We start from the raw sequence: 26,804 nt of genomic DNA, 5'->3' as shown, positions 1-26,804 counted from the left end.
CCGGTGTTCGGCCAGCCGACCCGGTAGTGCGGCCCGGCGGGGGCGCCGGGACGGGCTCCGCTGATCACGGTGGGGCCGGGATCTGCGTGTTCTGGGCACAGCCAGATGGTGGACGGGACGGTTCGCTCGCACGTGTTCCCGGTACCGCCACGTCCGAAGTTTCGCTGGAATGCCGGACAACGGGATGTCACGGTGTCGGGAAGCCTAGTACGCGGGACCGACACGGCCGAAAGGCCGGTCAGGTGACGCGCGGCTGACGAGCACGCTGCCCCGAACGGGGCATCTGGTGCGGCATTCAGCCTAACATCACCAGGGCGCACTGCTATTCCCCAGAGGTCGATGTCTTCGCATTTTACCTAGCGGGAACGTGCCGGAACCCGCGTCGGCCGCGGCGAGACGCCTCCCCCGGCCCGCGGTGCCGCCATCAGGGCCGGAACTCCGATTCTCCGGCCACGACGCGTGCGCCGCGGGTCGCGACGTCCAACGGGTGCTTGAGCCACCCATTACCCACTTCGGGGACTATCGAATCAACTCGTGATGCGCTTGTGAAGGCCAGGACAGTAGGTCCTGCCCCGGAGATCACCGCCGGGACGCCCGCGGCGCGGAGCCGTCCGACCAGTGCGGCGGACTCGGGCATCGCGGGCGCGCGGTAGGTCTGGTGGAGGCGGTCCTCGGTCGCGTCGAGGAGGACGTCCGCGTCCAGGCCGCCGGTGAGCGCCGCGATGAGCAGCGCGGCGCGTCCGGCGTTCGCGGCGGCGTCGCCGTGCGGGACGGTCTCGGGCAGCAGCCCGCGGGCCCGCTCCGTCGCGAGGCGCTGCTCCGGGACGAACGCCGTGACCTGCGTGATCTGTGTCTCCAAACGGACGAGCCGGGGGCCGCGCGGGGTCGTCCAGGCGACGGTCAGGCCGCCGGCGAGGCACGGCGCGACGTTGTCGGGATGCCCCTCGATCTCGGTGGCGAGGCGCAGCGCCTCGTCGTCGCTCAGGAGTTTCCCGGCCGGGTGCAGCGCGCGGGCCGCGACGATCCCGGCGACGATCGCGGCGGACGACGAGCCGAGGCCGCGGCTGTGCGGGATGCGGTTGCGGCAGCGCAGGCGGAGGCCGTCCGGGCGCGTTACAGGTCCGGTTCCGGCCAGGTCATCGAGCAGGTCGAAGGCGCGGCGGAGCACCTTGACGATGAGGTGGCGCTCGGCCCGGTCGGCGACTTCGGCGCCTTCGCCGTCCACCTCGATCGCCAGGCCGCCGTCCGCCGTGCCGACTTCGACCTCGACGTCGTCGTACAGGGACAGCGCGAGGCCGAGCGAGTCGAATCCGGGACCGAGGTTGGCGCTGGTGGCCGGCGTCCGGACCAGGACGGGCCCTTCCGTCCAGCCCGCGCCGTTCGTGCGGCTCATGGCTTGCGGCTCACGTCAGGTGAGGCCGAGTTCCGACGCGGCGGAATGCGCGTCGACCTTGATGGTGGTCGGGGCGGGCGCGCCTGAGATGGCCCAGTCGGGGTCCTTGAGGCCGTTGCCCGTCACCGTGCAGACGACCGTGGAACCGGACGCGACCACACCCTGCTCACTCGCCTGCAGAAGGCCCGCGACGCTCGCCGCAGAGGCGGGCTCAACGAAAACGCCCTCTTCCCTGGCGAGAAGCCGGTAGGCGGCCAGGATCTGCCGGTCGGTGACCGAATCGATGGCACCGCCTGACTCGTCCCGCGCGGCGATCGCCAGATCCCAGGACGCCGGGTTGCCGATGCGTATGGCGGTCGCGATGGTCTGCGGTTTCAGGACGGGTTCGCCCTTCACGAACGGCGCCGCACCGGACGCCTGGAAGCCGAGCATGCGCGGGGTCTTCGAGGCGGCCTTTCCGTCTGCGTACTCCTTGTAGCCCATCCAGTACGCGGAGATGTTGCCGGCGTTCCCGACGGGCAGGCAGTGGACGTCCGGTGCGTCGCCCAGGGCGTCCACGATCTCGAACGCGGCCGTCTTCTGGCCCTGCAGCCGGTACTTGTTGACGGAGTTGACGAGGGCCACCGGATAGTCGACGGCCAGCTTCTGGGCCAGTTCGAGGCAGTCGTCGAAGTTGCCGTCCACCTGGAGGAGCCGCGCGCCGTGCACCAGCGCCTGCGCCAGCTTCCCCATCGCGATCTTGCCGGCGGGGACGAGGACCGCGCACGTCATCCCGGCCCGCACCGCGTACGCGGCGGCGGACGCGGACGTGTTGCCGGTCGAGGCGCAGATGACCGCCTTCGCGCCGTCCTCGGCGGCCTTGCTGATCGCCACCGTCATGCCGCGGTCCTTGAACGACCCGGTCGGGTTCGCGCCCTCCACCTTGAGGAACACGTCGCAGCCGGTCAGCTGGGACACCCGGCCGGCGGGCAGCAGCGGCGTCCCACCCTCCAGGAGGGTGACGACCGGCGTCGCGTCCGACACCGGAAGCCGGTCGCGGTACTCCTCGATCAGGCCGCGCCACGGGCGGGCGTTCGCGTTCACGTCGGTCTCCCTGAATGACCTGCGATGTTGCCGGGAGTCTACCGGTGCCGCCGCGTTTCCCCCGGCCCCGGGCCGCAGGTTACGGACAGGACACATTCCCCTACGGACGGGCTCTCTACGGGGGTTTCTTACGGCGGGGCCCACCTCCTACGAGGCGGAGGTCATTCCTAGGGGCGGCGGGGTCATTCCTCGCCTTCGACGCGCATGACGCTCGTCACCTCGCGGACGATGTCCAGCCCGCGGAGGCCCTCGACGGTCGCCGCCAGGGCCGCGTCCGGGGCCCGGTGCGTCACGACCACGAGCTGCGCCTCCTCGCCCAGCCCGACCTGCCGGACGGCCTGGATCGACACTCCGTGCCTGGCGAACTCTTCGGCGACGGTGGCGAGGACACCGGCCTCGTCGGTCACGTCCACCTGGATGTAGTAGCGCGTGACCGTCTCACCCATCGGCAGTACGGGAAGCTCCGCATACGTCACTTCCACTGGGCCGGGCGTACCGCTGGCTACATTCCTGGCCACCGCGACCAGATCGCCAAGCACAGCAGACGCCGTCGGAGCTCCACCGGCTCCCGCGCCATAGAACATCAGCGAACCGGCCGACTTCGCCTCAACGAACACCGCGTTGTACGCCTCGCGGACGCTCGCCAGTGGGTGTGACCTGGGAATCATCGCCGGATAGACGCGAACCGATACCCCACGGCCGTTGCCGTTGTGTCCGTCCGCTGAAGGAACGCGCTCGCATATGGCGAGAAGCTTGACGACGCAGTCCATTCCCTGGGCGCCCGCTATGTCGGCGGCGCTCACTTCGGTGATTCCTTCGCGATGGACGTCCGCGGCCGTCACCGGAGTGTGGAACGCCAACTGCGCCAGGATCGCCGCCTTGGCCGCCGCGTCGAAACCCTCCACATCGGCGGTCGGGTCAGCCTCCGCGTAGCCGAGCGACTGCGCTTCCTCCAACGCGTCGTTGAACCCTGCGCCGTGCGTGTCCATCTGGTCGAGGATGTAGTTCGTGGTGCCGTTCACTATGCCGAGCACCCGATGCACATGGTCGCCGACCAAGGACTCCCTCAGCGGCCGCAACAGCGGAATGGCACCCGCGACAGAAGCCTCGTAGTAAAGGTCGGCGCCGTACTCCCTGGCCGCCGCGAACAGCGTCGCGCCGTCCTCCGCCAGCAGCGCCTTGTTCGCCGTGATGACCGACTTGCCGGACTTCATCGCCTCCAGCATCAGCGACCTGGCCGGCTCGATCCCGCCGATCACCTCGATGATGATGTCGACGTCGTCCCTGGTCACCAGCGCCTGCGCGTCCGTCGTCAGCAGCTCCCTGGCGACGCCCTCGCGCACCCGGTCCGGCCGCCGCACCGCGATCCCGGCCAGCTCCAGCGGCGCCCCGACCCGCGCGGCGAGATCGTCGGCCTGCTCGTTCAGCAGCCGGACGACCTCCGTCCCGACCACGCCGCAACCGAGCAGCGCCACGCGCAGTCCGCGTTTCACGCTTCGACCTCCGCATCGAGCCGCAGCAGGTCCTCCGCGCTCTCCCGGCGGACGATCACGCGCGACCTGCCGTCCCTCACCGCCACCACGGCGGGCTTCGGGACGTGGTTGTAGTTGCTGGCCATCGACCGACAGTACGCACCGGTCGCCGCCACCGCCACAAGGTCCCCCGGCGCAATATCTTCGGGGAACCACAGGTCCCGCACCACAATGTCGCCGCTTTCGCAGTGCTTGCCGACAAGCCTACTGAGCATGGGCGATGCGTCGGACGACCGGCTCGCCAGCGCCCCGGTGTATTCGGCGCCGTACAGCGCGGTCCGCAGGTTGTCGCTCATGCCGCCGTCCACCGACACGTAGGTGCGCAGGCCCTCGACGTCCTTCACCGTCCCGACCTCGTACACCGTGACGCCGCCCGGACCGATGATGGCCCGTCCGGGCTCCACGGTCAGTTGCGGCATGGCCAGCCCGTACGCCCGGCACTCGCGCGCCACGATGCCGCGCAGCCCGTCCGCGATGGACTTCGGGTCGTGCGGCTCCTCACCGGGCACGTACGCGATCCCGTAGCCGCCCCCAAGGTCCAGCTCCGGAAGCTCGATTCCGTGCTCGTCCCGGATGGCCACCAGCAACTCGGCGAGCCTGTGCGCGGCCACCTCGAAACCGTCCACATCGAAAATCTGGGACCCGATATGGCTGTGCAGCCCCACAAGCTCCAACTGCTTCAGCTCAAGTACCCTCCGCACCGCCTCCAGAGCGGCCCCGGAACTCCTGGAGAACCCGAACTTCTGGTCGTCATGGGCTGTCGCGATGAACTCATGTGTGTGCGCCTCGACACCCGTAGTGACGCGGACCATCACCTTGGCCCGGACACCCTTCTCCTGGGCGAGATAACCCAGCCGGGCTATCTCCTCGAAGGAATCCAGCACGATCCGTCCGACGCCGGCATCAAGCGCCTGCTCAATCTCCCAGGACGCCTTGTTGCTCCCATGCAAAGTGATGCGCTCAGTAGGGAACCCTGCAGCCAACGCAATGGCGAGTTCGCCCCCACTACACACGTCCAGGCCGAGGCCCTCTTCCTTCAGCCACCGCGCGACAGCAGTACAGAGGAACGCCTTACCGGCGTAATGCACGTCGCCGTCATGGAAGGCCGCCGCATACTCCCGCGCACGGCTCCGCACGTCCTCCTCGTCATAGACGTACAGAGGCGTCCCATACTCCCGTGCGAGATCCCGCACATCGACACCGCCGACCGTCAGGACACCGCCGACCCGCTTGGCGCTCCGCGGCCAGACCGCAGGCTCCAACGCGTTCAGATCGTCCGCTGGACCGACCGGATGGTCCTCCGGCAGAACGTCGGCATGCCGCGGCCCAGCAGGATGTACTCGACTCATATCCGCTCTCTAGGGGTCTCACCGATCATGTTCAGCCCATCGCCGAGGACGACCTTCACGGCCTCCGCCAAGCCGACCCGTCCCTCGTGCACCGCCCCCGGGGCCTCATCGCCCTTCGGCACGGCAGGACACCGCTCGTGGACGTCGTGGTACGCCCCGGCCACTCTTTCCAAACAGAACATCAGCGGCCTCGCATCCCGTTCCCGCTCCGCTTGAAGGACTCTCCCCCGCACATCCCCCAGCGCCCCCACAAGCTCAAGCTCCTCCGCTTGGACGTCCCGCAACGGCCCCCGCCCGATCCCAAGCTCCAAAGCCCAACGCCCCACCCAACAGGCCCGCGCATAGGCGTACCGCACCGAAAACCCTGGATTCTCAAACGTCCGAGGCCATTCACTCCACCCACCCTTGACCCGCACGCCGTCAAAACCCTTCAGAACCCCGTCCACCACGTCGTCTACCGACAGGACAACCCGCACGAACCCGCTCCCACTGACAGACCCCCCGACCCGCCGCGCGATCACCCCCGGATCGACCCCAAGCCGCAACGCCACAGGACTCTCGTAAACCCCAACACCCCGGCTGAAAACAACGACCTCATCAGGCACCGACACATCAAGCTCACCCTCGGCCACGGCGTCCCGCACCGCGCCCACAAGAGCACCGCTCACATCGGCTGAAGTCACACCGGTGAGACTATCCGGCCACCGCGGCGAGCTTCCGCACGGTCTGGATCAGCTGATTGGGGTCGAACGGCTTGGTCACGTAGGCGTCGACCCCGATCTCATGCCCCCTGCGCACATCGTGCTCCTGCGCGCGTGCCGTAATCATCACGACCCTGATGTGCGCGGTCTCCGGGTCCTCGCGCAGCCGGACCGCCGTCACCCACCCGTCCAGCCTGGGCATCATCACGTCCAGCGTGATCACGTCCGGCCGCACCTCGGCCACCTTCTCCAGGCAGTCCTGACCGTCCACCGCGGTCGACACCTCGAACCCCTCCAGTTGCAGGTTCACGGCGATGAGCTGGCGGATCACCTCGTCATCATCGACGACCAGCACGCGTCCCAGTGGCTCGGTCACGGCCTCGAAGTTAGCCCACTCCACCCCCGTGACGCACGGCGAACGCCCACGTGCGCGTCACCCCGCCAACCCTGGTAATCTTCTACCGCGCCGCCCAGGGGCGCGCACGCCCCCTTAGCTCAGGGGATAGAGCAACGGCCTCCGGAGCCGTGTGCGCAGGTTCGAATCCTGCAGGGGGCGCACCTAAACGAACAGCCGGTTCCCGCACTTGACCTGCGGAAACCGGCTCTTGTCGTTCATGGGCCATGTGACATCAGATGCCACCACGGGACGCGGAATGCCACGGAACGCGTTCCATTTGTGTTCCAGTCGCTAGCCGTCGAGCGCGTCGTCTATGCGGCCTAGCCACACGTGGTCCTGACCGGCGATGACCTTGGCGTAGATCTTCAACAGCACCTCCACACTGTGGCCTGCCCACTCGGCGACCTGGGTGGGTGGCACCCCGGCGTTGAGCCGCAGCGAGACGCCGGCGTGACGGAGGTCGTACGGGCGCCGGGCGAGGTCGGACGCCTCCTCGGCGGGCGCCAGGGCGAGCGTGCGTGCCTTGTGCCAGGTGCGCCCGTAGCCGGACGGGAGTAGCACTCCCCCGCGCTCCGTGCGGAACAACCGGCCGTCCGGGGCAACGCCGTACCGGTTGATGTGGTCCCGCACGATCCGGACGAGTTCCGGCGGGATCGGCACCGGACGCTTGGCCTTGCGATTTCGCCCTTTGAGTCCGCGGTCATCGTGGTACTCACCGGAATCAGTCCACTCGGTTCCAACTGAGGGCTTGGAACCGGCGAGCATCAGTCGACCCCATCCCGTCGCCGGTAGATCGCAGTCGGATTCGCGCAGAGAGACGACCTCGCCGGGCCGCATCATGGCGTAGTAGACGCACGCGAAGAACGCGACCATTCGAGGGCCTCGCCGAGGTCCGGCGTAGCTGACCGCCGTCAGCAGTTCCGCCATTTGCCGTGGCGAGGGTACGGCGGCCGGGTCTACTTCCTCCCACACTTCGTCATCTTCGGTCGGTTTCCAGTCGAGGCCGTCGATTGGGTTGACCGCGAGGCGTTTCCGCTGGACGGCGTACTTCAGCACGTTGTAGAGAACGCGTCGGCGCCGCGTGTAGTAACTCGGGGCGGCTGGGGTGCCGTCGAGCTTTAGCGCGCACGCGCCGAGGGCCAGCGTGATGCCCTCGAACTCGGCGAGGTCCGCCAGCGGCACGGCTGTCTTTCGGACCCAGTTGAGCGCCGCGGCCACCTCGGCGGGGCGGTCGATGCCGCGCCGAGTCTTGTTGTACTCCCAGCGGCGGAGCGCGTTCCGCAGCGTCGCCGCATCCGGCGCGCCCTTGTGGTCGGCGGTGAGAGCTACGGTCACGGCAGTGAGCGTTTCAGCGATCGAGATTCGCTGTTTGGCGGACACCTTGCCCCACCGGTCGTCAACGTAGTCCCGCGCGTGCTGATACCAGCTCACAGACAGCGCCGCGCGAATCATGGACTCGGGGAGGCCGGTGTCGACGTCGAACGCCTCACCTCGCCGAGCGGCTTGAATGAGTTCCGACTTGAAGCTCTCTGCGAGTTCTCGCATGGTGAACGGTCTGGTGTGGACCTTGCCGCCCACCAGCCAGCGCAGGACGTAGGGCCGCTTCCTGCCCTTCTTAACCGTGACGTTCCAGAATCGGACGTCGTAGCTCTTATTCAAGCGGCCCTCTCTTCCAGGCTAGAGAGCCAGTTCTCGAAATCCACGCGGCGAATCCGAAGCTTGCGATTGGGCAGAACAGTGCAGGGCGGCGTCTTACCGAGGGCGCGCCAGCGCTGCCACGTCCGTCGCGTGATGTCGAGTTCTTCGAGGATCTCCGGGACCGTGATCCAAGTCTTTGACCTCTCGGTCATGGGTTGGTGCACCTCCGCAGTGCGGTTGATCGGTTGGGGTGGTCCGGCGGCGGGCTTGGCGGCTTGTGCGCCGGGCCGTGTGTGGGGGTTGGGTGAGGGGTAGCCGTCCCAGCCGTCCCAGGGTCATTTGTGCTGGTCAGGCTGGGACGGCTTGTCGGGCTGGGACGGCTTAGCCGTCCCAGGGTTTTAAGCCGTCCCGCGTTGACCTGCGATGACGAGGCTGGGACGGCTGGGACGGCTACCCCCGCCGTCCGGGGCGTTCTCGCCCTCGGCCGGGGCGGGTTGGGGGCAGTACCGGGCCCATGCGTCGGTGAAGTCGGCGCGCTGGTAACCCTTGGCCTGGGTGCCGTCCAGGAACCGGATGTTGCTGGATCGGATCTCGTATTCGCGCAGGATGGTGCCGAGCTTCATGGCCGTCAGCCCGTTGGGGCCGTAGTCGTTCCACGGCGCCTCGGCGTCGGTCTTGAGCCGGTCCAGGAGGACGGCGGTAGGGAGGGCGGTGTCGGTGTCGAATGCAGCGCGGCAGTCGGTGAGCAGCCGGAGCCGGGTGGACATCTCGCCGTTGCCCTCGGCCTCGGCGGTCAGGGCCAGGACGGCGACGCGGGCGCGGTCGGGCCAGTGCCCTCCGGCGTGGTCGGCGACGACCACCAGCGGTTCCCAGGTGTCGGCGGCGCGGTCTTCGACCGGCATCGCCGGTTCAGCGGCTTCCAAAGTGGCGAGGTCAGCGCGCAGCCACGCGGCGAGGTCGGCGGCGAGCTGGCGGAGTGGTGGCCGGTCGCGCTTGTACCGGAACGGAGCCACAGTTTCGCCGGGGGCGCGGCGGCGCATCCGGATGACCACGGCGCGGTCTTCGATGGTGTCGGGCATCGCGCCGATACCGGCGAGCGCGGCCATCGCGAACGTGGGGATGGATTCGACCCGGTTGGCGTTGGCGTCGTAGCGCTTGGCGGGCCGGTTGCGCTGGTGACCGGCGTTCAGCAGTCCACGCAGGTCCTCATTGCCCTCGGCTTTGGCGCCGAAGATGGTGTCGGCTTCGTCCACCAGCAGAGTGGGCGGGTCGTCGGTGATGGACCGGTAGACCGCGGCGGGCGAGGAATTCACGGTGATGAACGGGGTGTGGCACGTCGCCTCGGTCACGTCCAGCAGCCGGGACTTGCCGCACCGCTTTTCCGGGCCGCGGATGACCAGCCGCGGCGCGTGCGGCCACGCCGGTTGCGCGTGCGTGGCGGCGATCCACAGCGTCACGGCGTCGGCGGCCTGCGGGGACGGGAGCACGACGTAGCGGGTCAGCGCGTCGTGCACGGTGTCCAGCAGGGCGGCGCCGTCGATCGGCGGTTGGTCGTCGGATGTGGTCATGCGGGGTTCCCCCTGGTGATGGTGCGCGGGTTGCGGGCGCCCGCGGCGAGCGCGGAACGGATGGTGGCGCGCGCCTCGGCCGGAGTGACATCGGCGCTGGTGGGTCCGAAGTGCACGGCGGCGGCCTCAAACAGCACGGTCGCGGCCGTGTCGGTGTCGAGGGCACCGGCGCCGGTGAGACGGCCGAGGTTGTAGGCGGCCTTGTTGAGGGCGTGGTTGCGGCCACCGGCCACAGCCGAGGTGACCCGCGCGGCTTCTCCCTTGAGTGCCGCTTGGACGTAGGCGGGTAGGTCGGCCACGGTCCCGGCAATCGGCGGGGCACCCAAGGGAGAAGCCGGGCGCGGGGCGGTGAGCAGTCGGGCCAGCCATTCCGGGAGCGGGGCGGGCGCGGCGTCGTTGGCGATGCGGTAGGGGCCGGTTCCGTCCGGCAGGTCCACGAAGCTGCCGGGTGCGACGACGTAACCACCGGCGGCGCGGGTGTCGATGAGCCATCCCAGGCCGGTGGCGTGCCGTCCGGAGGTGTTGCGCAGCTCGGCGCCGGATGGGGCGGTGAAGTACAGGTGCGTTCCGCCGCGCCGGGTGGTCACGGTGAAGGTGTCCAGCGGGAACGGCTCGCCGTGCCGCTCGGCGAGGACGGCGAGCACGTCGGCGCCGTCGTTGACGCCGGGCTTGTCCCACTCGGGCGGCGGTGTCTGGCCGGGCTTGGGGGTGTCGAGGTCGATCACCACCAGCCCGGACGGGCCGCACGCGACCGCGGCGTTGAAGGCCGGGCCACGTTCCCAGAACGCGCGGATCCGGGCCGGGTCGGTGGTGGCGTGGGCCTCCCAGTCGGTGAACCGGGCCAGCGGGCGCTTGTCGCGCGGCCGGAGCGGGAAGACGTGCCAGCGGCGCGCGGCGCACGCCAGCGCGGCTTCGGCCACCTCGGCGGCGCGGGCACCGGAACGGGTGGTGGTCATGCGGCCGTCCCTTCGGTTGGCGTCGGCAGGGGGAACAGGTCGGTTTGGTGGCCGCGGGCGGCCAGGCCGGTCAGCAGGCGGGCGCGCCACGCGGTGGCGTAGGTGAGGCAGTTCGCGCAGTTCTTATGCGTCTGACAGCCAGGCAGGGGCGGCAGACGGCGGGCGTTGTAGCTCCATGCCATGGAGTCGGCGGAGGCCAGGTGGTGGCCGTAGCGCTGTAGTCCGCCGGTCTTGACGCCGAACCCGTGCAAACGCAGTCCGCGGGCGGCGAGGGTGGTCACGATGTGCCCGATCTCGCCGGTGTTCTGGCGGCGGCATACCGAGCCCAGTCCCACTCGCGGCAGCGCGGCCAGGTCCACGCCAGCGGAGGCGTACAGCTCGCAGCACCGCAGGTAGTCAGGCAGGGTCCAGCCCTGCAGAACGGGAAGCCACGGCACGGCGGGAGCCAGCGCGCGCAGGTCGAGGTAGTTGGCGACGGTGCGGTCTTGGTGTTCGCGGACGCTCAGGCCGGTCCGTTCGATCATGAACGGTTCGCACATCCAGTCCATCGGCGCGGCGAAGTCCAGGACGCCGAGTTGCTCGGTGTAGCGGGTGACCGCTTCGGCGTACTGGGCGGGCGTGGTGGTCCACCGGCCGTTGAGCGTCAGTTCGGTGAACCCTCCCGAGTCCAGCGCGGCGCGGCAGGTCGCCGGACGTAGCCGAGCCTTGCGCGCGAGCTGGCGGTGCGAGACGAACAGCGGGAACCGGGCGATCCACAGCCAGTGCGGTTGGTGGGCGCCGAGGTAGAACAGCGGCGCCCCCTCGGAGCCGAGCGCGGTCATGCGGCCTCACCGTCCAGCCCCAGGGCGCCGGAGGCGTCGTCGGCGCCGTTCCGCGCGGCGAGGTCGGCGGCGTAGCGCATGACGGTCTCGGCGCACGTCTTGTGGCTAGGGCGGCCGGTCTCGTCCCGGCAGAACGCGCCCTCACCGCAGTGCACGCACGGCAGGCGCCGGCCACCGCCCCAATGGACGGCCGAGCGCCAGTCCAGGCCGATACGCGGGCGGGTCATGCGGCGTCCTGGGGTCGGACGATGTCACCGGCGGGGGTGAGGACGAATTCGTGGCCGTACGTGCAGTGCCACAGGTCGCCGGGGATGTCGAGGGCCAGCGCGGCCCAGAAGGTGTCCCGGGTGAGGCAGTGCGGGCAGTTGGGGCCGTCTTCGACGGGCCAGCGGGTGACGGGGATGTGCCAGTCGTGGCGGCAGGCGCGGCAGTGCCAGGCGTTGACCTCGGCGCCGTCGTAGAGGGTGGCGGGTCCGATGAACACCACGTCGGCGGGCCGGTCGCACAGGGGGCAGTCGGGCGGGGTGACGATCGGCCATTGCTGGACCGGCGGGAAGTCGGCCGGGTCGGGGGCAGGCAGTGTCATGATGGTGGTGCCTCCTTCTAGGGCCCTGCTGGGGTCCGTGAATCGGTTGGGGGCAGGCCCTCGGCGGCGTGCTTGGTGGCTTGTGCGCCGAGGGCCGCTTTGCGTCCTAGCCCGGCAGCGGCGGCCGGGCGCCGGGCCGGTCCTCGGTGCCGGTGCGTCCGGTGGTGTCGGGGTTGATCAGGTAGAGGTCGAAGTAGCGGCGGGCGCCGGTCCCGCGGCGGTTGGGGTAGGCGGGCGAGATCTCGCCGACCTGGCAGCGGCCCTCCGACAGCGCGGGCAGCAACCGGGCGAGCAGCTCGGCGACGGCGCCCGCGTCGTCGCCTTCGCCGGACAGCCGGGCCTTGATGACACGGATCTTCGGGGCGCTCATGGCGGCGTCCTTTCTCGGCATTTGCGGGTGGTGTTGCGGGCGGGCGGGGGTTTGGGGGTTGGTTTGCTGGTCGGCGGGGGTGCCACAGGGGTGTTGCACCCGGGTGTTGCAGGGGGCCTTGCACCCCCGCGTTGCACCTGGTCATGGCACTCGTTGCACCATGATCAACTTGCGTTCGGGCGCGGCCTGCGCGCAGCCGTGCGCACGCGTGCATGCGCACGGCTGCGGGTGGTCAGGCGGCGTCGGGGACGGCGAGCAGCAGGTGCCGTTGGGCGTCGTCGTCGTAGCCGAGCACGCCGTGTTCGCGCAGTCGGCGGATTTGGTTCTGTGCCCATTGGCGGGACAGACCGGCGCTGGTCCAGATCTCCGACAGGTCGGCGGTGGTGAAGTCGGCGCGGCCCTCGGCGTGCCATGCGGCGATGCGGTCACGCAGCGCCTGACGGGCCTGGGCGGCGGTCATGGCGGGTTCGGGCCGGGTGAACTCCCACTCTTGGTCGTCGGGGTCGTCCACGATCGGGTCGTCCATGTCGGCGGTGATGGTCGGGTCGGGGTCTTCGGTGGTCAGGTCGTCGGCGGCGGACCATCCCCGGTCGTCGTCCTCCCGCTCGTCGTTGTCCTGGGCGGTGTCGGGCGGGTCGATCTCGGCGACCGGCCGGGCCGCGGCCGTTCCGCCGGTGGTGGCGCTCGTGGTGATGGCTGCGGTGAACTCGTCCGCGGTCTTGCTGGCGGCGGGCCAGTCGGCGGCGTGGGCGGCGATGGCGGCGGTGTCGGGCTTCCCGTGAGCATCGAGCCATGCGAAGGTGCGCAGCGGCATCGCGATGCGCTCCGCGGGGATACCAGGGGCGTCCAGATAGGCCATGCCGGGCTGAGAGGACCCCCACAGCTCCGGGCGGGCGCCAGCGTCGTCTTGCGCCTCGGAGAGGCCGAACGCGGCGTCGTGGGAGTTGGCGACTCCGAAGCAGACGTTGGCGAGCTGGCCGCGGGCGATGGTGGGCATTTGCGTCCAGTCCGAGCGCTGCAGGCTCATGACGATGGACCCGCCAGCGGACCGGAGCGCCTTGAGCAGCTTGAGGAAGGTGTCCATGCCCTTGTCGCCGAGGGCCTCGCCGATGTCGGGGAACTCCTCCAGCCACAGCACCCAGTAGGCCAGCCCGCACCCGGGTTCCCAGTTGACGTACCCGCGCGCCGACAGCCAGTCGGTACGGGGTTTGAGCTGCGCTTGGAGGTGGTTGATCAGGGACCGGACACCAGTCTTCGTGGTCTCGAAGCGGTGCAGGGCGGGGCGGAGCGGGCCGAGGGTCTGTTCACCCTTGGTGATGTCGGCGGCGAACACGGCCACGTCGTGCCGGGTGATGATCTCGGCGAGGTAGTCCCACGCCCCGCCGATGGACTTGCCCGAGCCGGTCTTGCCCATGAACTGCCGGTGGCTGCCGGGGATGGTGTCGGCGACGTCGTCGCCGTCCTGCCACACCCCCGGACGGACCGGTTCGGCGATCGACGCGCCGGGCAGGGACGGGCCGGGCCAGGGGATCGGGGCCCGCATGATGCGCGGGTCGGACAGGGTGACCTTGGCGCGGTCGGCGCGATCGGTGTCGGCGGCCACGGTGATGGTGCCGGGCGGCAGGCCCATAGCGCCCTCGATGTGCTCGGTCTTCTTCTGCACGTCGCTCACGGTCTTCTGACCGGCGGGCAGCGCCATCGCGGCGTCGATCTTGCGGTCACCGGCCTTGACCGTGGCCAAGCGGGCGCCGTCCAGGCCAGTGCGGTCCTTGCCCTGATCGAACAGGAACGCCAGCGGGTCAGTGACGCCGGACAGTCCGGCCTTGCTCCGGATCACGGTCCGGATGTTCCAGCCCGTGCAGGTCACCACCCCACCGGCCAGGAAGAACCAGGTGACGACCGGTTGGCCGATGCCAGCGACCGAGCAGGAGGTGACCCACATCCCGGTCGCGAACGTGGTCACGGTCGCCGACCCGCGGCCGAGGATGCCGCGGGTGTGGGAGACCAGCCACGTCACGCCGGACAGGACCCCGGTCCCCAGGGTGAGGCCCATCGCCGACCACGCGGCGCCCTGCCCGGTCCCCCACAGGTTGTGGGCGGCGTGGCCCAGACCGGCGACGACCGGCCAGACCAGCCACGGCGGGGCGAGGACGGCGAGCTTGGACGCTTGGGCAGCCTTGAACCTGTCCCACGACGCGTCGTCCACGGTCGCGAGCTGGGTGCTCTTGAGAGTGTTCTTGGTGGCCATGACCTCACTCGTCCTTGAAGTCGAACTTGGGCTTGCGCTTGGGCGGGTTGAGGATGTCGGCGAACTCCTTGCGGAACTGGTTGTGGAACTTCACCGATTCCACCGCGGCGCCTTTGGCGTGCTCGGACGCGCGCCGCAGCCGGTTACGGACCCGGCGGGCGCGCATCTTGACGTCCACGCCGAACAGGGCCGGGTGCCCCTTCTGCGAAGCGATCAGGGCGCCGTAGACCTCATCGGCGGCCATGTCGAACTCCATCGCCAGGTCCCGGCAGATCGACCGGGACGCCTTGCTGTAGGCGGTGATCGACTTAGCGCCGGTGAACTCGATGTTCGACAACTCCGGGATACGCCGCTTCACACTCACCGGCGACCCTCCTTCACGTACTCGTCTTCACAGCTCATGGGCTCGGTCTCGTCCAGCCGGGGGCCGTCGGCGCCGTCGCGGTCGGAGTCGGGGTCGGGGTCGTCGATGACCTCGGCGTTGATCGCGCCCGCGCGTCCGGCGCGGTACTCGTCAGCGATCAGGTGCCCCAGGCGGGTCCCCGAGGCTGGGGGCGTGCCGAGGGCAGCGGAGAGCAGCGCGGCCAGTGCACCGGCCAGCAGCCGCGCCACCGCCCACGCGCCGCGCAGGACGGCGCACACCGCGGCCAGCACGCGGGCGCGGGTCTCGCGAGGGCGGTCGGGGCGGGTCGGGTAGTCCAGCGTCATCGCCGCGCCCTCCCCAGCAGGGCCCGCAGGCGCGGCAGCCGCTTGACGGTCACCAGCACGCCGAGGGCGAACGCGAACACCAGCAGCCCGGCGGCGGTGGCCGTGCCGGTCGGCAGGTCCACCAGGTGCAACGCCAGCAGGTACATCGCGCCACCGGCCGAACCGGCGAGCATGAACCGGTCGGCGAACGCCAGCCGGTAGCCGCCGCGACGCGTCCGGCGGGTACGGCCACCCGTCCGGGCCGTCCGGGCCGTGCGGGTACGGGTGGGGCGGGTCGTGCGGGTACGGGTGCGGGTGGTCATGACAGGACCTCCTTGCCTGCCGTCGCGGCGGCGGGTGCGTGGGTGACGGGGGTGTGGGTGGCGGGGTCGAGGGTCGCCAGGTACGCGCGGACCTGGGACGCCTTGGTCTGGCCGCACCGCAGCGCGGCCTTGATCCGGCGAATCGAGGGCACCTGACCCGCCGCGATGTCATCGGCGAACACCGACACCGCGCGCACCTCGGCAGGATCGCCACCCGCCCGGATGCGCCGCGGCGGGCGCACCTGCGCAGGCGCGGGTACACGCTCGCCGGACGCGTCGAGCCCAGCTGAACGCGACGCATCAGGTACGGGCTCGGGTACGGCCTGGGCGAGTGCGGGCGCGGGTACGGTCACCGGCTCGGGTACGGGCACAAGGCGCGGCCCGTGAGCGCGGTCACCGGCCGGGTACGCGGCGACCTCGCCGGACGTACGGCCGGACGCGTGGCCGGACGTGGGGGCGCCCTCGGCGGCGGGCTCGGCGGCGTGGTGGGCGGAGTCGTTGCGGCGGCCGCGCCGGATCATGCCCATGAGCAGCTCGACAACGAGAATGAGCGTGACTGCCGGCCACGCGCCGACCACCGCGCCGACCGGGCCGTGGGCCAGCCCGTGCAGGACGTTGACGGCCACCGTCGCGGCGATGCCCAGCGCCAGCGCCACGCGGGCGAGCATCGGCGCGCGGTCGCCGCGGCGCGCGGCGTCCAGCAACACCATCGACGCGGTGAACACCAGCCCATCCACCGTCAACGGCGTCAGGTAGGCGGTCAGCCCCGACTCGCCGTTAGCGCGGACCACCTCCAGCGCATGCCGGAACGACACCACCGCGGCAATCCCGCCGATGCCCACCACGGTCGCGGCGGTGCTGACACGGATCACCCGGTCACCGGTCCGGGCCGGTGCGGTGCGGGCCATCACGCCACCCCCGCCGAGTCGGCCGCGGCCAGCACCGGCGCCACGCAGGCGTCCAGCAACTCGGCCAGCCGCCGCACCGACGCTTTGGCGTCGGCGGCGGTCAGCGAACCGGGCGTGTCCTGCGGGACGCACAGCAGGTCGTATGGGACCGCGAACAGCAATTCAACCGAGGGCAGCAGCGCGGGACGCACCCTCAGCGACTCCTCGCCGGGGGTGTGGTAACCGCGCGTCTCGCGCCAGCTCGGCGGGCGCTCCCAGCCGGTGAACCCGGCCAGTCCGGCCAGTGCGGCCGGGCGCGGGGTGGCCACCTGGATACGGGCGATCAGCAGGCCGGGGTCCTCGCCACTGGTCACCGTCACCGACCGGAGCCGCTCGGCCGTCCAGGACACATACGGCGGCGCCATGACCGGGGACGTGGCCACCTGCCATGCGGCGACAGTGAACTGGACCGGGTCACCGGTCACCGTGCCGTCGTCCCAGTCGGCGAACAGCGCGCCGTTCTGACGCAGGTAGGCGCCGTACCGGGACGTGCCGTCCGAGGCGCGGTCGAGGTCGTCGGCGTCGTGGAGAACGAAGCTCATGCCGATCACTTCTTCTTGCCGGACTGGGCGGCGTCGTAGGCGTCCCGGACGGACTTGGGCTCACCGTTCGGCCAGGTCGAGGACTTGCCGGAGGTCGGCTTGTCAGCCATCGTGGAAACTTCCTTCCTTGGGTTTTTCCTGGGGAGAGGAGTCCCGGGGCGCCGACTGCTTTGGTCGGTAAGCGGCGTCCCGGGGCGCGAAGATCAGGCCACCTCGGACAGGGCGGCGGGCAGCGTCCGGGCCTCACGGCGCAGCGCGGCCAGCTCACGCGGCAGGTAGCCCGCCCACACGCCGAACGTGGGACGGACCCGCAGCGCGTAGTCCAGGCACAGGTCCCACACCGGGCAGGACTCGCACACCTCACGGGCCACGTCCTGCCGGGCCAGCCGATCGGCGAGCGGCTCGTCCTCGAACGCGTCCGGGCCCATGTGCAGATCGGGGTCGTGGCGGCAGTCGCCGCGCTCACCCAACTCGGTCACCAGGTCCACCAGCGGCAAAGCGGACGGGTCAACGGACATGCGGCCCTCCATGCGGGTCGTGATCGGTCGGGGGCAGGCCCTCGGCGGCGTGCGTGGTGGCTTGTGCGCCGAGGGCGGCGAGATCGAAGAACGGAGCGCGGGCACTAGTGATCAGCCCAGCGCGTTGGCGAACCGCGATACGGCGTCAAAGAAGCCGGTCACGAACGCCGCGGCCTTCTCCGGGTTCTGGAAGCAGAACACCACCAGAACCAGACCAGCGATCCACTGGCCGATCTTGCTGGAACTCTGAGGGAACATCTGGAACCTCCTGATCGCCTTCGAGTGATGCCGCTGACTCACTCGGGGGGAGCGCGTCACTGAGGGCAGCGTATACGTAACTTCGTATACGCACAAGCCTTAGGTATACGATGATGCGTATACGCTGGTCAGCAGGCCATCGAAGAGCGCGCGAAGGGATCCGAAGTGGCAGAACCGGCCTACGTCCGTATCGCAGGCGAGTACGCCCGACGCATCCGCGGTGGGGAGCTCCCGCCCGGCACGCAGCTGCCGAGCTACGCCGAGATCGCCCAGCAGCACGGTGTGTCAGACATCGTGGTTCGGAAGGCCCTCGAACTCCTCCAGAGTCAGGGGCTTGTTCGATCCGTGCGACGGCGAGGCGTCTTCGTCGCCGACCGTCCCAACCTCGTTCGCGTATCTCCCGAACGCCAGCTGGAGAGCGCCGAGCGGTCGTTCCAGAACGAGTCCGATCAAGACATCCAAGTAGAACGTGAGACCGAGCAAATCCCCGCCACGAGCGAAGTCGCGGAGAGTCTCGGTATCCGAATAGGGGAGCAGATCAACCACGTCATTACCCGAGCCGTCGAGGCTGGGCGGCCGATCTCGATCTCAGACACTTACCATCCGTTGGACGTTGTCGACATCTCGGACGCCGCGTTCCTGGAAGAGACAATCTCCGATCAGCTTCCGACAGCGACGCACGCCGAATGGCTGCGGACCACGCCCGGCGATCTCGTCAAAACGGTTCACCAGCGGTTTATTTCCGCCGACAAGCAAATCATCATGATTTCCGACGTGTCGTATCCGCGGGACCGATACGACGCGTTCGTGTTCCGCATGACTCTCAAATAGAGGGAAACGAAGGGGGGTGCCGAGTAGCTCGGCACCCCCCTTCCTTGTGTGCGGCTCAGTTCCGGATCCACCCTTGGGCGGTGTCCGTCTCCGTCCACCAAGAAACGAAGTTTGGATCCACGGCGTTAAGGGTCCAGCGAGCGGACAATGCGTCGAAGAAGGCGTCATTACCTGTCTTGCCACCCTCCGGCTCCCCAATGTAGATGAGTCGCTCGCCTCCGGCATCCTCGAAAAGGGTGAGCGCCTCAGACGCCATCGTGTCTCCCCAGCCAGGCGGCCAGCATAGAAACAGCGTGTAATTGGCAGGTCGGGCACGAGTCGCGAAATCGTTTAGCTCCCCCACAGGGTGCCAGATGTCCGCTTGGCCTACTGCTCTGGGAAATGAGATGTTCTCAGTCTTGTCCGGTGGCTCCGAGTCATACGCCTCAACACTCAGTCCGGAGTTTGCCAACTGTGCTGCCCAATAGCCTCGTCCAGCTCCGAGTTCAACTATAGGGAGATTGGCGCAGAATTCCCTCATCCATCCGATGGTCTGTGGCGCCGGTACCGCATACGCATAGGTGGCTTGCAAAAGCATTCGCGCAAAGGCGAGTCGGGCGCTTCCTTCGGGCCTACCGCCATTCACCACCCGGCGGCCTTCATGCTCAGACACGAACGGTTCAACGATGTCCCAGTACGGGTTCGAGCTCACAGCGCTGCCGCCCGTCACGTAGTGCACGAACCGTAGGTCAAACTGCGCGTCGGCTTGGTCGTCACCGGTTCCTGCCAGCCGTGCCGCCATGTCGAGGTATTCGGCGACCTTGGGGTACTCAGTCTGGAGTCTCTGCCCGTCCTGCAACAACGCGGTGAGTTCGTCCCATCGGCTTGCCGTCATAGTCAGCTTGGCCATGCTGCAAGTTTCTCGTACCTCAGACCAGCAGTCCAGACCTTGCCGTGATCGTGGCGATGTGCTGACCACCCGAGTACGCCAAGGGACGGAGCTCTGCAGAGTTTGAACCGATTCCTACACCGAGATCTCACGATTCCACTTATCGAAGCTTGTCATCAGGTTCTGAGGGAAGCTCACCCACCAGTCGATCCATCTCGACAGTATCAAAGGTAAATGGTGCGCCATCGTTAAAGAATGCAGCCGTCTGTGCTTGGAACTGCGCCATCACCACTCCGGCTAGGGATTGCACGTCCATTCCATTTGCGATGGTGGGTATTGGCTTGGGAGTGCCGTCACGATTGATGCCATTATAGAATTGATGTCCGCCTCCCGATGCGGGCTTTCTGGTCGCCATGTTTCGGCGCCATACGACGAGACATTGTGGCCCCACTGTGCCATCTTGAATTGCTTGGTGAGCCTCATGGTTAAGGCGAGCAAGCGAATCGGCGATTGAAAGATCCGAAATCTTTCCGCGATCATGTGATTTAAGTAGACTCAATAGGGGTCGCTGCCATTGCTTCACTCTCTGTTTAAGATAAATACCCCCTGACCCTGTGACGCCAAAACGAGGACTAATAGGGCCTTTCTGGGTTGGGACAACATGGCGTGTGTAGCGATACCAATGATCCCCGGTATTGGCGTTGATTATGTTGTCAATGCTGTAAAGTTGAAAACCGATCCCTCGCAAGAAAGCTGGGATTAGGATAAAATGTGCACGGCGCCCGCTTGGCAAGGTAGCCAGGTGCCTGGGGAGCTCTCTATTTGCGGCATCCGCAAGGACACCCAATGCCTGTTCGAACCTAAGACCTCCGTGTCCGCGCAACACGGCACTCATCCAGTCGGACGGGTGAGTTCCTAGCAACGTGGCGCCCAGACCTGCGTATGCAAGAAGACCACGACCGTCGATGGTCTCTAGATCCATAACCTTGATCGCATCCTCAATGGGGGGTCTGCGATCGCTATACGAGAGTCGCCGATCGGTCACGACCCACAGAGTTTCGCGGTTGTGCACAGTGAGCACGAGAGTCATATTCATCGATAGTACAGGAACCGTGTCTTATGCGTTCGTGGCACTAGGCAGGGCGTAGGTTCAGAATCCGTCAGTCACGACCAAAACTTCCGCGCATGTGTCGCACGGCTCCTGTCTGGCGTGCCTCCACGAGTACCGAACTGAGTATCGACTGCCCTGGACGCCCGTGGACGTACCTGAGGCTGGGGGACCGTTCGCCATGCTCGTCCGGTGGATGAGCATGCATCGAACATGTATGCGACCCGTTCGAGTCCAATCGCAGCTCGTCCGCGGCCCAGGCGGCCCCTACATGAGAGGCCCCGGAGAGCGCCGTTCAAGGCACGGCGTGATGCTCCACGCTGGAGCCCTCTGTGAGGTGCAGCGTGTTCCATCTGCGTCCAGATTGCGGCGGCGTACGGACGTTCCCCCTGGTGGGGGACCTGATCGGTGCTGGTCTCCGGAGCCGTGTGCGCAGGTTCGAATCCTGCAGGGGGCGCACAGATGGTGGGGACAGGCGGCCGTTTCGGCTCTGTTGTATCTCAGATCCTCGTTCCGTGATGTTCTTTCTCGCACCGTCCGGTCAGTTGGTGTTTGTTTGGTGGAAGCGGTAGAGCCTTGCGCTGACGGTGTCGTCCTCGGGTGTGGGGGGGTCGAAGGTCAGGGTTACGGGGTGGCCTATTTTTATCTTGGACGGGTCGCAGGCGATGATGTTGGTGAGGATTTTTGGGCCCTCGGCCAGTTCTACGTAGGCGACGACGTATGGGGTTAGGTCGCGGTATTCTCCGCGCGCTTTGCGGACCACTGTGTAGGAGTAGATGGTTGCCTCGCCTGACGCTTGGAACCAGGTGATGTTGCGTCCGCCGCAGTGCGGGCAGAACGGGCGTGGGTACCAGATCACGGTTGTGCAGGGTTCGCATCGGGGGAGGAGCAGGCGGCCCTCGGCGGTGGCTTTCCAGAAGGGCTCGGACGGTGTGGGCATGCTCATGCGTCCTCGTGTCCCAGGATGAGGGTGGCTGCGGAGCTTCGGGTTGCCAGGCGTCCGCCTGAGCCGTGCACGACCGCCAGGCGGCAGTCGGGTACCTGTACCTCCGCGGCGGCCTCGCCGCGGAGCTGGCGGACGGCCTCGATCATCCGCGCCATTCCTCCCCGGTTGTCGGGCTGGTTGTTGCACAGGCCGCCGCCGTCGGTGTTCATCGGGAGGCGTCCGTGCGGGGCGACGAGCGTGCCGTCCTGGACGAACCGTCCGCCCTGGCCCTTCTCGCAGAAGCCCAGGTCTTCCAGCGCCATCAGCGCGGTGATGGTGAAGGAGTCGTAGACGGACGCGTAGTCGATGTCGGCGGGCGTCACGCCGGCCTCGGCGAACGCCGTTGGGCCGGACCAGACCGCGGCGGTGTGGGTCAGGTCGCCGCCGGCGCTCTTGGCCGCCTCGCCGTGGCCGAGGACGGCGACGGAGTGGCGCGGCAGTCGGTGGGCGACCTCCGCGCTGGCCACGACCACCGCGCCGCCGCCGTCGGTCATCACGCAGCAGTCCAGGCGGTGCAGCGGATCGCTGATCAGTGGTGAGTTCACCACGTCGTCGACGGTGACCGGCTTGCGCAGGAACGCGTTCGGGTTGTGCTGCGCGTGCAGCGACGCGGCCACCTTCACCTCGGCGAGTTGGCGGCTCGTCGTCCCGAACTCGTGCATGTGCCGCATGGCGGCCAGGGCGTAGTTGTGGACGGTGTCCGTGATCCCCCAATGCGTCTCGTAGTGCGTCTCCGGTGCTCCGGACAGGTTCGGCCCGGAGGCGAGCCGCAAGGTGCGCGGGCGTCCGCCCATGACGACCAGCGCGACGTGGCATTTTCCGGCCGCGATGGCGGCGGCGGCGTGCCCGACGTGCGAGAGGTACGATGCGCCGCCCGTCTCGGTCGTGTCTAGGTACCGGCAGCGCACTCCCAGGTACTCCGCCATCGACAGCGGCCCCACGCCTGGAGCGTCGGAGTCGCAGAAGTACGCGTCGACGTCCGGCGGGGACAGCCCTGCGTCGGCCAGCGCGGCGAGCGCCACCTCGGCGTGGATCTCCGCTACCGACAGGTCGGGGATGTCGCGGCGCGGGTGCTCGTGGGCGCCGACGATGAACGCGGCGCGGCGCACCGTCATGGCGCGACCTCCTCGAAGTCCTTCACCCAGCGTTCGAAGCGCGCCGGGAAGTCCGGGATCTCCTCCATCGGGTAGTGCCCGATGCCCGGCATCAGCTCGAAGGCCGCGTGCGGGACGAGGTCGGCGATGCGCCGGACGCGGCTCGGCGGCACGAAGAAGTCGTCCTCGCCGGCGAGGATCCGCACCGGGCACGTGATGCGGGCCAGTGTGTCGCGGATGTCGTGGGTGAGCGCGCCGTGGATGTCGCTGACGGTGATGTGCCAGTCCTCGCGGCAGTGCATTTGGGCGATCAGCTCGACTCGTTCGGGCGGGACGGATCGTCCGCAGGCTTCGACCGTGCCGTAGTAGGTGCGGTCGCGCATGCTTGGGGAGCCGGAGTCTTCCAGGGACGGTGGCGGCGGTGGTCTGCCGTCGCTGCCGAGCACCCCGGACGGGTCTAGCGCGATCACGCCGGACAGGCCGTCGGGCATCTTCGTGGCGATGTCGAGTGCGATGCTGCCCCCGATCGAGCAGCCGAGGAGGTAGGGGCGCTCCAGGCCCAGCGCGGTGATCAGCCGTATGCACCAGTCGGCGTACCAGGACAGGTCGCTGACCGGGCCGTCGAGCGCCGGCTCCGAGCGGCCGTGGCCCGGCAGGTCGGGCACGACGACCCCGAAGCCCAGCTCGGCCAGGCCGGCGGCGACGTGCCGGTACTGCACGCCGCTCTGCCCGGCCGTGTGGAGGCACAGGACGGCCGGACGGTCGCCCGGACGGCTCTCGACGAACGCCAGCCGGCCGTCGAGTTCCAGGTAGTCGGCGTTATGCACGGGTCGCCTCACTCTCGCGGGCCAGCTCGCGGGCGTGGTCCAGCATGATCATGAGCGCCTTGATCATGCGCAGGTACTGGTAGCCGCTGCCCTGGACGCGGAACAGGCCCTCGCTGGTGCGGCGGACGAAGTCGTTGGACTCGGCCGTGAGCAGTCCGACCCAGGCGAGGTCGGCGCCCTCGACCGTGAACGTCGCGCCGTCCAGGGACTTGCGCGCGACGTCGATGATCTCGCCCCGGTAGATCCGGAAGTGCGCCTGCCGGTCCTGGGCGGCGAACGCGATCGCGCCGTCGAAGCTGCGCGCGGCTGCGGCGAAGCGGGGGTCGCCGGCCAGCCGTTCGCGCAGCCGGCCGCCCCAGCGCACGGACGCGAAGTCCGCCGCCTCCCACTCCGCGGCCGCGTCCGGGGTCAGCGCGGCCGGAACGCTCCAGGCCACCGTCGACCGTGACCGGACGCGGTCGAGATCGTCCACGACGTGCACTGATTGGTGGATCGTCGCTTGCGCGGCGCCTGCCACTCGCCTGGTGACGGTGGCTTCCAGGCGGACGGCCGTTCCGGTGTTCTCCACGGGCGGGGGCGGGGGCTGTGGGTCCCAGCGCAACGACGCCAGTTCCGCGCCGTCGGACGGGCGTACCTGCTCCAGCAGCCGCAGGAGGATTGGCAGGTCTGCGGCGTACGGCGGGTCGGCCGTGGCGTCGCGGGGCCCTGCGACGTGACGGGCACTGCGCGAACGCGTGCCCACGGCCGGTGCGGCATCCTCGGACATCAGGTCCCCCTTGGGGTCAGGGTCGGGTTCGGGGCGGGCAGGGGGAGCCGGACGGGGCTGGGGCGTTCGTCGGTGGCGCCTCGGCTAGCCGCCGAACGAGTCGGACGAGTCGGGCGTCGCGTCGGTGTTGAAGTCCGGTGTGCCGAGTTCCCGGGACATCGCCTGGGCGCGCGCGGCGACCAGGTTCCCGATCTTCCGCACCTGCGCGTCCGGGATCCGGAACGTCGGGCCGACGACGCTGATCGCGGCCGCGACGCTGCCGTCCGCCCGGTGCACGGTGCCGGCGATGGCCGTGACGCCGTCCTCCAGGGCGTGGCTCGCGGTGACGTAGCCGAGTTCGCCGCAGCGGCCGCGCAGTGCGGTGCCGATCGCGGTGCCCTCGACGGGCACGGTCCGGCCGAGCCAGCCGCTGTGCCGGATCGACTTGCCGCTCTCGGCCATGCGCGCGTACACCACCGTGTTCTCCGGGCCGGCGACGCCCAGGTAGGCGCTCTCGCCCGCCTCGTCGCGCAGGGCGGCGAGGTGCGGTTCGGCGAGCCGGTACAGCGGGACGCTGCCCATGAACGTCACCGCCACCTGGATCAGCCGGCTCGCGCCGTGGTACGCGCCGTCCTCGTCCCGCCGGACGAACTCGGTCGCCTCCAGCGTGCGCAGCAGCCGCGAGGCGGTCGCGGGCGACAGGTTGACCCGTCGCGCGAGGTCCACCAGGCCGAGGCCGTCGTTGGTGGCGACCTCCACCAGCAGCGTGAGAGCCCGCTCCACCGTGCGCGTCGGCGCTGGACCGTTGTCTGTCGACACCCTGTTCTTCCTCCGTGGTCGTCCCGGGAGCGAGTCTTGCCAGGCCCCCGGTCATATGCTTTCATCTAGTGACCTTCGATTTTTACTAGATGACAGGGTTGCAGATGAGAGTCGAGCTGTCCAGCGCCGCGGCACCGCCGCACACCGGCCTCCGGGTCGCGTTCACGGCCGGGGCGGGCAGGGTTCGGCGGCCTCGTCTGGAACGTTCCGTCAAGGCCGGGAGGCACGGTGCGTGAGCAGGTGGCCGCACTCGGCGGCGTCCGGGGCCTCGACCGTCCCGCCTACGGCCTGGTCGCCGGCTGGCTGGACGAACCCGTGCGCGCCGGTGCCGGACGGGAGGGGGGCGATGTTTGACCTGCTCGACGACCAGCGGCGGGAGTTCCGCGACACCCTCCGGGAGTTCTGCCGCAGGGAGGTGATGCCCGGCGCGGCGCGGCGGGACGCCGAGGCCGAGTACCCGGCCGAGCTGGTGGCCCGGCTCGCCGGGATGGGGCTCATGGGCATCACGATCCCCGAGGAGTTCGGCGGCCTGGGACTGGACATGGTGACCCAGGTCCTCGCGATGGAGGAGGTCGCCTACGCCGACGCGTCCCTGGGGTCGGTGTTCGCCGGCCACTACCTCGGCATGGAGACGCTGCGCCAGTACGGCTCGTCCGAGCAGCGCAAGCGGTACCTGCCCGGCCTGGCCGCCGGGTCCCTCCGCGTCGCCTTCGCCCTGACCGAGCCGGACGCGGGCTCGGACATCAGCCGCATCCGGACCCGCGCCACCGCCGGGCCGGACGGCTGGACCCTGTCCGGCAGCAAGACCTTCACCAGCAACGCGCGGGAGTCCGACGAGATCGTCGTGTTCGCCATGACCGAACCCGGCGCGGGGTTCAAGGGCATCACCGCGTTCCTCGTCCCGTCCGGCGCGGACGGCCTCGGCTTCTCCGCGCCCATCGAGAAGCTGGGCATCCGCGGCGAGCACGCGTACGAGATCTCCTTCGACGGCGTCCGGGTCGAGCGGGGCGCCGTGCTCGGCGAGCCCGGCGGGGGCGGGCGCATCGCGCTGGAGGTCCTCAACAGCGCGCGCATCGACGTGGCCGCGCTGGCCGGCGGCGTCGCCATGCGCGCGCTGGACCTCGCGACCGGATACGCCTCGACCCGGGTCCAGTTCGGCCGGCCGATCCGCGAGCTGCAGGCGATCCAGCTGCTGCTCGCCGAGATCGACGCGCTCGTCCAGTCCGGGCGCCTGCACGCCTACCACGCGGCCGCGCTGCGCGACCAGGGCCGGGACGTCCGGCGGGCCGGATCGATCGCGAAGTACGTGGCCAGCGAGAACTGCTTCCAGGCCGTCGACAGGGCACTCCAGGTCCACGGCGGCTACGGCTATGTGAAGGAGAGCGAGATCGAGCGTCTCTACCGGGACTGCCGGATCTTCCGGATCTACGAGGGGACCTCGCAGATCCAGCTGCTCACCATCGCGAAACTCCTCGCCCGGCTCCACGACGAGAACGGAACCGTGGTCTAGCCCGGTGTAGCCACAAGCCCACACCGGTTCAGGCCGTGCGCGAGACGGCCGCCTCACACACCGTGCGCCCCGTCGCGGGCGGCTCGGCGTGATCACTAAT

Annotated in this window: 32 protein-coding genes and 1 tRNA gene; 4 read left to right on the top strand and 29 right to left on the bottom strand. The window is 69.1% G+C overall.

What is annotated here, in order from left to right; all coding sequences use genetic code 11:
- Positions 1–424: 424 nt before the first annotated feature.
- From thrB to ACH35V_RS06845, 6 genes are all read right to left on the bottom strand, one after another.
- Positions 425–1,393 carry a homoserine kinase gene (gene thrB / locus ACH35V_RS06870; protein ID WP_395970685.1) on the bottom strand — a complete coding sequence of 323 codons (969 nt, stop codon included), beginning with the start codon at positions 1,391–1,393 and terminating at the stop codon, positions 425–427.
- A 15-nt stretch (positions 1,394–1,408) separates the two neighbouring features.
- Positions 1,409–2,476, bottom strand: a complete 1,068-nt coding sequence (thrC, locus tag ACH35V_RS06865) for a threonine synthase (protein WP_395970684.1) — start codon at positions 2,474–2,476, stop codon at positions 1,409–1,411.
- A 182-nt stretch (positions 2,477–2,658) separates the two neighbouring features.
- Positions 2,659–3,951: a homoserine dehydrogenase gene (locus ACH35V_RS06860; protein ID WP_395971141.1), complete on the bottom strand. Its 1,293-nt coding sequence runs from the start codon at positions 3,949–3,951 to the stop codon at positions 2,659–2,661.
- 14 nt (positions 3,952–3,965) lie between these two features.
- On the bottom strand, positions 3,966–5,357 hold the full coding sequence (gene lysA / locus ACH35V_RS06855) for a diaminopimelate decarboxylase (protein ID WP_395970682.1): 1,392 nt from the start codon (positions 5,355–5,357) through the stop codon (positions 3,966–3,968).
- Positions 5,354–6,040: a DALR anticodon-binding domain-containing protein gene (locus tag ACH35V_RS06850; protein WP_395970681.1), complete on the bottom strand. Its 687-nt coding sequence runs from the start codon at positions 6,038–6,040 to the stop codon at positions 5,354–5,356. Before ACH35V_RS06850 ends, lysA begins: the two co-directional genes overlap by 4 nt.
- 10 nt (positions 6,041–6,050) lie before the next feature.
- Entirely contained in the window at positions 6,051–6,413 is a 363-nt protein-coding gene (locus ACH35V_RS06845) for a response regulator transcription factor (RefSeq protein WP_138649149.1), read from the bottom strand.
- 129 nt (positions 6,414–6,542) lie between these two features.
- Between ACH35V_RS06845 and ACH35V_RS06840 the strand changes: the two genes are divergently transcribed.
- Positions 6,543–6,614 (top strand) — tRNA-Arg (locus ACH35V_RS06840).
- A gap of 132 nt (positions 6,615–6,746) precedes the next feature.
- Here the strand turns inward: ACH35V_RS06840 and ACH35V_RS06835 are convergent.
- From ACH35V_RS06835 to ACH35V_RS06760, 16 genes are all read right to left on the bottom strand, one after another.
- Positions 6,747–8,114, bottom strand: a complete 1,368-nt coding sequence (locus ACH35V_RS06835; RefSeq protein WP_395970679.1) for a tyrosine-type recombinase/integrase — start codon at positions 8,112–8,114, stop codon at positions 6,747–6,749.
- The gene (locus ACH35V_RS06830; protein ID WP_395970677.1) at positions 8,111–8,305 is read right to left on the bottom strand and encodes a helix-turn-helix transcriptional regulator; all 195 of its coding nucleotides are present in this window, start codon (positions 8,303–8,305) and stop codon (positions 8,111–8,113) included. The genes ACH35V_RS06835 and ACH35V_RS06830 overlap by 4 nt, the downstream gene beginning before the upstream one ends.
- Positions 8,306–8,491: 186 nt before the next feature.
- Positions 8,492–9,661 (bottom strand): DUF3631 domain-containing protein, encoded by a 1,170-nt coding sequence (locus ACH35V_RS06825; protein ID WP_395970676.1) that lies wholly within the window; start codon positions 9,659–9,661, stop codon positions 8,492–8,494.
- On the bottom strand, positions 9,658–10,617 hold the full coding sequence (locus ACH35V_RS06820) for a bifunctional DNA primase/polymerase (RefSeq protein ID WP_395970674.1): 960 nt from the start codon (positions 10,615–10,617) through the stop codon (positions 9,658–9,660). Before ACH35V_RS06820 ends, ACH35V_RS06825 begins: the two co-directional genes overlap by 4 nt.
- A complete protein-coding gene (locus ACH35V_RS06815) occupies positions 10,614–11,438 on the bottom strand; it encodes a hypothetical protein (RefSeq protein WP_395970673.1) in 825 nt (274 codons plus the stop codon). The genes ACH35V_RS06820 and ACH35V_RS06815 overlap by 4 nt, the downstream gene beginning before the upstream one ends.
- Positions 11,435–11,665: a hypothetical protein gene (locus ACH35V_RS06810; RefSeq protein ID WP_395970671.1), complete on the bottom strand. Its 231-nt coding sequence runs from the start codon at positions 11,663–11,665 to the stop codon at positions 11,435–11,437. Before ACH35V_RS06810 ends, ACH35V_RS06815 begins: the two co-directional genes overlap by 4 nt.
- Entirely contained in the window at positions 11,662–12,024 is a 363-nt protein-coding gene (locus ACH35V_RS06805; RefSeq protein WP_395970669.1) for a hypothetical protein, read from the bottom strand. Before ACH35V_RS06805 ends, ACH35V_RS06810 begins: the two co-directional genes overlap by 4 nt.
- A 106-nt stretch (positions 12,025–12,130) precedes the next feature.
- On the bottom strand, positions 12,131–12,394 hold the full coding sequence (locus ACH35V_RS06800; RefSeq protein ID WP_395970668.1) for a hypothetical protein: 264 nt from the start codon (positions 12,392–12,394) through the stop codon (positions 12,131–12,133).
- 232 nt (positions 12,395–12,626) lie between these two features.
- Complete coding sequence (locus ACH35V_RS06795) at positions 12,627–14,642, bottom strand: hypothetical protein (RefSeq protein WP_395970666.1); 2,016 nt, start codon at positions 14,640–14,642, stop codon at positions 12,627–12,629.
- A gap of 4 nt (positions 14,643–14,646) precedes the next feature.
- A complete protein-coding gene (locus ACH35V_RS06790) occupies positions 14,647–15,006 on the bottom strand; it encodes a hypothetical protein (RefSeq protein ID WP_395970664.1) in 360 nt (119 codons plus the stop codon).
- On the bottom strand, positions 15,003–15,350 hold the full coding sequence (locus ACH35V_RS06785; protein ID WP_395970663.1) for a hypothetical protein: 348 nt from the start codon (positions 15,348–15,350) through the stop codon (positions 15,003–15,005). The genes ACH35V_RS06790 and ACH35V_RS06785 overlap by 4 nt, the downstream gene beginning before the upstream one ends.
- Positions 15,347–15,652, bottom strand: coding sequence for a hypothetical protein (locus tag ACH35V_RS06780; RefSeq protein ID WP_395970662.1), 306 nt, complete (start codon positions 15,650–15,652; stop codon positions 15,347–15,349). Before ACH35V_RS06780 ends, ACH35V_RS06785 begins: the two co-directional genes overlap by 4 nt.
- Entirely contained in the window at positions 15,649–16,560 is a 912-nt protein-coding gene (locus tag ACH35V_RS06775) for a DUF2637 domain-containing protein (protein WP_395970661.1), read from the bottom strand. The genes ACH35V_RS06780 and ACH35V_RS06775 overlap by 4 nt, the downstream gene beginning before the upstream one ends.
- Positions 16,560–17,141, bottom strand: coding sequence for a hypothetical protein (locus ACH35V_RS06770; RefSeq protein WP_395970660.1), 582 nt, complete (start codon positions 17,139–17,141; stop codon positions 16,560–16,562). The genes ACH35V_RS06775 and ACH35V_RS06770 overlap by 1 nt, the downstream gene beginning before the upstream one ends.
- Before the next feature lie 203 nt (positions 17,142–17,344).
- Positions 17,345–17,659, bottom strand: coding sequence for a WhiB family transcriptional regulator (locus tag ACH35V_RS06765; RefSeq protein ID WP_395970659.1), 315 nt, complete (start codon positions 17,657–17,659; stop codon positions 17,345–17,347).
- Positions 17,660–17,770: 111 nt separating this feature from the next.
- On the bottom strand, positions 17,771–17,917 hold the full coding sequence (locus ACH35V_RS06760) for a hypothetical protein (RefSeq protein ID WP_395970658.1): 147 nt from the start codon (positions 17,915–17,917) through the stop codon (positions 17,771–17,773).
- Positions 17,918–18,082: 165 nt separating this feature from the next.
- On the opposite strand from ACH35V_RS06760, the gene ACH35V_RS06755 reads away from it, so the two are divergent.
- Entirely contained in the window at positions 18,083–18,748 is a 666-nt protein-coding gene (locus ACH35V_RS06755; RefSeq protein ID WP_395970657.1) for a GntR family transcriptional regulator, read from the top strand.
- A 55-nt stretch (positions 18,749–18,803) separates the two neighbouring features.
- Here the strand turns inward: ACH35V_RS06755 and ACH35V_RS06750 are convergent, their stop codons facing one another.
- The 7 genes from ACH35V_RS06750 to ACH35V_RS06720 all read right to left on the bottom strand — a co-directional run bounded on the left by ACH35V_RS06750 (position 18,804) and on the right by ACH35V_RS06720 (position 25,194).
- Complete coding sequence (locus ACH35V_RS06750) at positions 18,804–19,637, bottom strand: hypothetical protein (RefSeq protein ID WP_395970656.1); 834 nt, start codon at positions 19,635–19,637, stop codon at positions 18,804–18,806.
- Positions 19,638–19,776: 139 nt separating this feature from the next.
- Complete coding sequence (locus ACH35V_RS06745) at positions 19,777–20,706, bottom strand: hypothetical protein (RefSeq protein ID WP_395970655.1); 930 nt, start codon at positions 20,704–20,706, stop codon at positions 19,777–19,779.
- Between the two features lie 559 nt (positions 20,707–21,265).
- On the bottom strand, positions 21,266–21,670 hold the full coding sequence (locus tag ACH35V_RS06740; protein WP_395970654.1) for a Zn-ribbon domain-containing OB-fold protein: 405 nt from the start codon (positions 21,668–21,670) through the stop codon (positions 21,266–21,268).
- Positions 21,667–22,824 carry a thiolase domain-containing protein gene (locus tag ACH35V_RS06735; protein WP_395970653.1) on the bottom strand — a complete coding sequence of 386 codons (1,158 nt, stop codon included), beginning with the start codon at positions 22,822–22,824 and terminating at the stop codon, positions 21,667–21,669. The genes ACH35V_RS06740 and ACH35V_RS06735 overlap by 4 nt, the downstream gene beginning before the upstream one ends.
- Entirely contained in the window at positions 22,821–23,630 is an 810-nt protein-coding gene (locus ACH35V_RS06730) for an alpha/beta fold hydrolase (RefSeq protein WP_395970652.1), read from the bottom strand. The genes ACH35V_RS06735 and ACH35V_RS06730 overlap by 4 nt, the downstream gene beginning before the upstream one ends.
- Entirely contained in the window at positions 23,623–24,396 is a 774-nt protein-coding gene (locus ACH35V_RS06725) for a hypothetical protein (protein ID WP_395970651.1), read from the bottom strand. Before ACH35V_RS06725 ends, ACH35V_RS06730 begins: the two co-directional genes overlap by 8 nt.
- 84 nt (positions 24,397–24,480) lie before the next feature.
- On the bottom strand, positions 24,481–25,194 hold the full coding sequence (locus ACH35V_RS06720; protein WP_395970650.1) for an IclR family transcriptional regulator: 714 nt from the start codon (positions 25,192–25,194) through the stop codon (positions 24,481–24,483).
- Between the two features lie 228 nt (positions 25,195–25,422).
- On the opposite strand from ACH35V_RS06720, the gene ACH35V_RS06715 reads away from it, so the two are divergent.
- Complete coding sequence (locus ACH35V_RS06715; RefSeq protein WP_395970649.1) at positions 25,423–25,548, top strand: hypothetical protein; 126 nt, start codon at positions 25,423–25,425, stop codon at positions 25,546–25,548.
- A complete protein-coding gene (locus tag ACH35V_RS06710; RefSeq protein WP_395970648.1) occupies positions 25,541–26,704 on the top strand; it encodes an acyl-CoA dehydrogenase family protein in 1,164 nt (387 codons plus the stop codon). The genes ACH35V_RS06715 and ACH35V_RS06710 overlap by 8 nt, the downstream gene beginning before the upstream one ends.
- Positions 26,705–26,804 lie beyond the last annotated feature (100 nt).

The organism is Actinomadura sp. 1N219, assembly GCF_044326405.1.
GTDB lineage: Bacteria > Actinomycetota > Actinomycetes > Streptosporangiales > Streptosporangiaceae > Spirillospora.
Note: the sequence above shows the minus strand (reverse complement) of the source record. Positions and strands in the feature narration are given on the sequence as shown.

Coding starts and splice junctions, on each gene's coding strand:
- thrB (WP_395970685.1), bottom strand. CDS start 1,393: ATGAGCCGCACGAACGGCGCGGGCTGGACGGAAGGGCCCGTCCTGGTC.
- lysA (WP_395970682.1), bottom strand. CDS start 5,357: ATGAGTCGAGTACATCCTGCTGGGCCGCGGCATGCCGACGTTCTGCCG.
- ACH35V_RS06830 (WP_395970677.1), bottom strand. CDS start 8,305: ATGACCGAGAGGTCAAAGACTTGGATCACGGTCCCGGAGATCCTCGAA.
- ACH35V_RS06825 (WP_395970676.1), bottom strand. CDS start 9,661: ATGACCACATCCGACGACCAACCGCCGATCGACGGCGCCGCCCTGCTG.
- ACH35V_RS06820 (WP_395970674.1), bottom strand. CDS start 10,617: ATGACCACCACCCGTTCCGGTGCCCGCGCCGCCGAGGTGGCCGAAGCC.
- ACH35V_RS06815 (WP_395970673.1), bottom strand. CDS start 11,438: ATGACCGCGCTCGGCTCCGAGGGGGCGCCGCTGTTCTACCTCGGCGCC.
- ACH35V_RS06810 (WP_395970671.1), bottom strand. CDS start 11,665: ATGACCCGCCCGCGTATCGGCCTGGACTGGCGCTCGGCCGTCCATTGG.
- ACH35V_RS06805 (WP_395970669.1), bottom strand. CDS start 12,024: ATGACACTGCCTGCCCCCGACCCGGCCGACTTCCCGCCGGTCCAGCAA.
- ACH35V_RS06800 (WP_395970668.1), bottom strand. CDS start 12,394: ATGAGCGCCCCGAAGATCCGTGTCATCAAGGCCCGGCTGTCCGGCGAA.
- ACH35V_RS06795 (WP_395970666.1), bottom strand. CDS start 14,642: ATGGCCACCAAGAACACTCTCAAGAGCACCCAGCTCGCGACCGTGGAC.
- ACH35V_RS06785 (WP_395970663.1), bottom strand. CDS start 15,350: ATGACGCTGGACTACCCGACCCGCCCCGACCGCCCTCGCGAGACCCGC.
- ACH35V_RS06780 (WP_395970662.1), bottom strand. CDS start 15,652: ATGACCACCCGCACCCGTACCCGCACGACCCGCCCCACCCGTACCCGC.
- ACH35V_RS06775 (WP_395970661.1), bottom strand. CDS start 16,560: ATGGCCCGCACCGCACCGGCCCGGACCGGTGACCGGGTGATCCGTGTC.
- ACH35V_RS06770 (WP_395970660.1), bottom strand. CDS start 17,141: ATGAGCTTCGTTCTCCACGACGCCGACGACCTCGACCGCGCCTCGGAC.
- ACH35V_RS06765 (WP_395970659.1), bottom strand. CDS start 17,659: ATGTCCGTTGACCCGTCCGCTTTGCCGCTGGTGGACCTGGTGACCGAG.
- ACH35V_RS06760 (WP_395970658.1), bottom strand. CDS start 17,917: ATGTTCCCTCAGAGTTCCAGCAAGATCGGCCAGTGGATCGCTGGTCTG.
- ACH35V_RS06750 (WP_395970656.1), bottom strand. CDS start 19,637: ATGGCCAAGCTGACTATGACGGCAAGCCGATGGGACGAACTCACCGCG.
- ACH35V_RS06745 (WP_395970655.1), bottom strand. CDS start 20,706: ATGACTCTCGTGCTCACTGTGCACAACCGCGAAACTCTGTGGGTCGTG.
- ACH35V_RS06740 (WP_395970654.1), bottom strand. CDS start 21,670: ATGAGCATGCCCACACCGTCCGAGCCCTTCTGGAAAGCCACCGCCGAG.
- ACH35V_RS06735 (WP_395970653.1), bottom strand. CDS start 22,824: ATGACGGTGCGCCGCGCCGCGTTCATCGTCGGCGCCCACGAGCACCCG.
- ACH35V_RS06725 (WP_395970651.1), bottom strand. CDS start 24,396: ATGTCCGAGGATGCCGCACCGGCCGTGGGCACGCGTTCGCGCAGTGCC.
- ACH35V_RS06710 (WP_395970648.1), top strand. CDS start 25,541: ATGTTTGACCTGCTCGACGACCAGCGGCGGGAGTTCCGCGACACCCTC.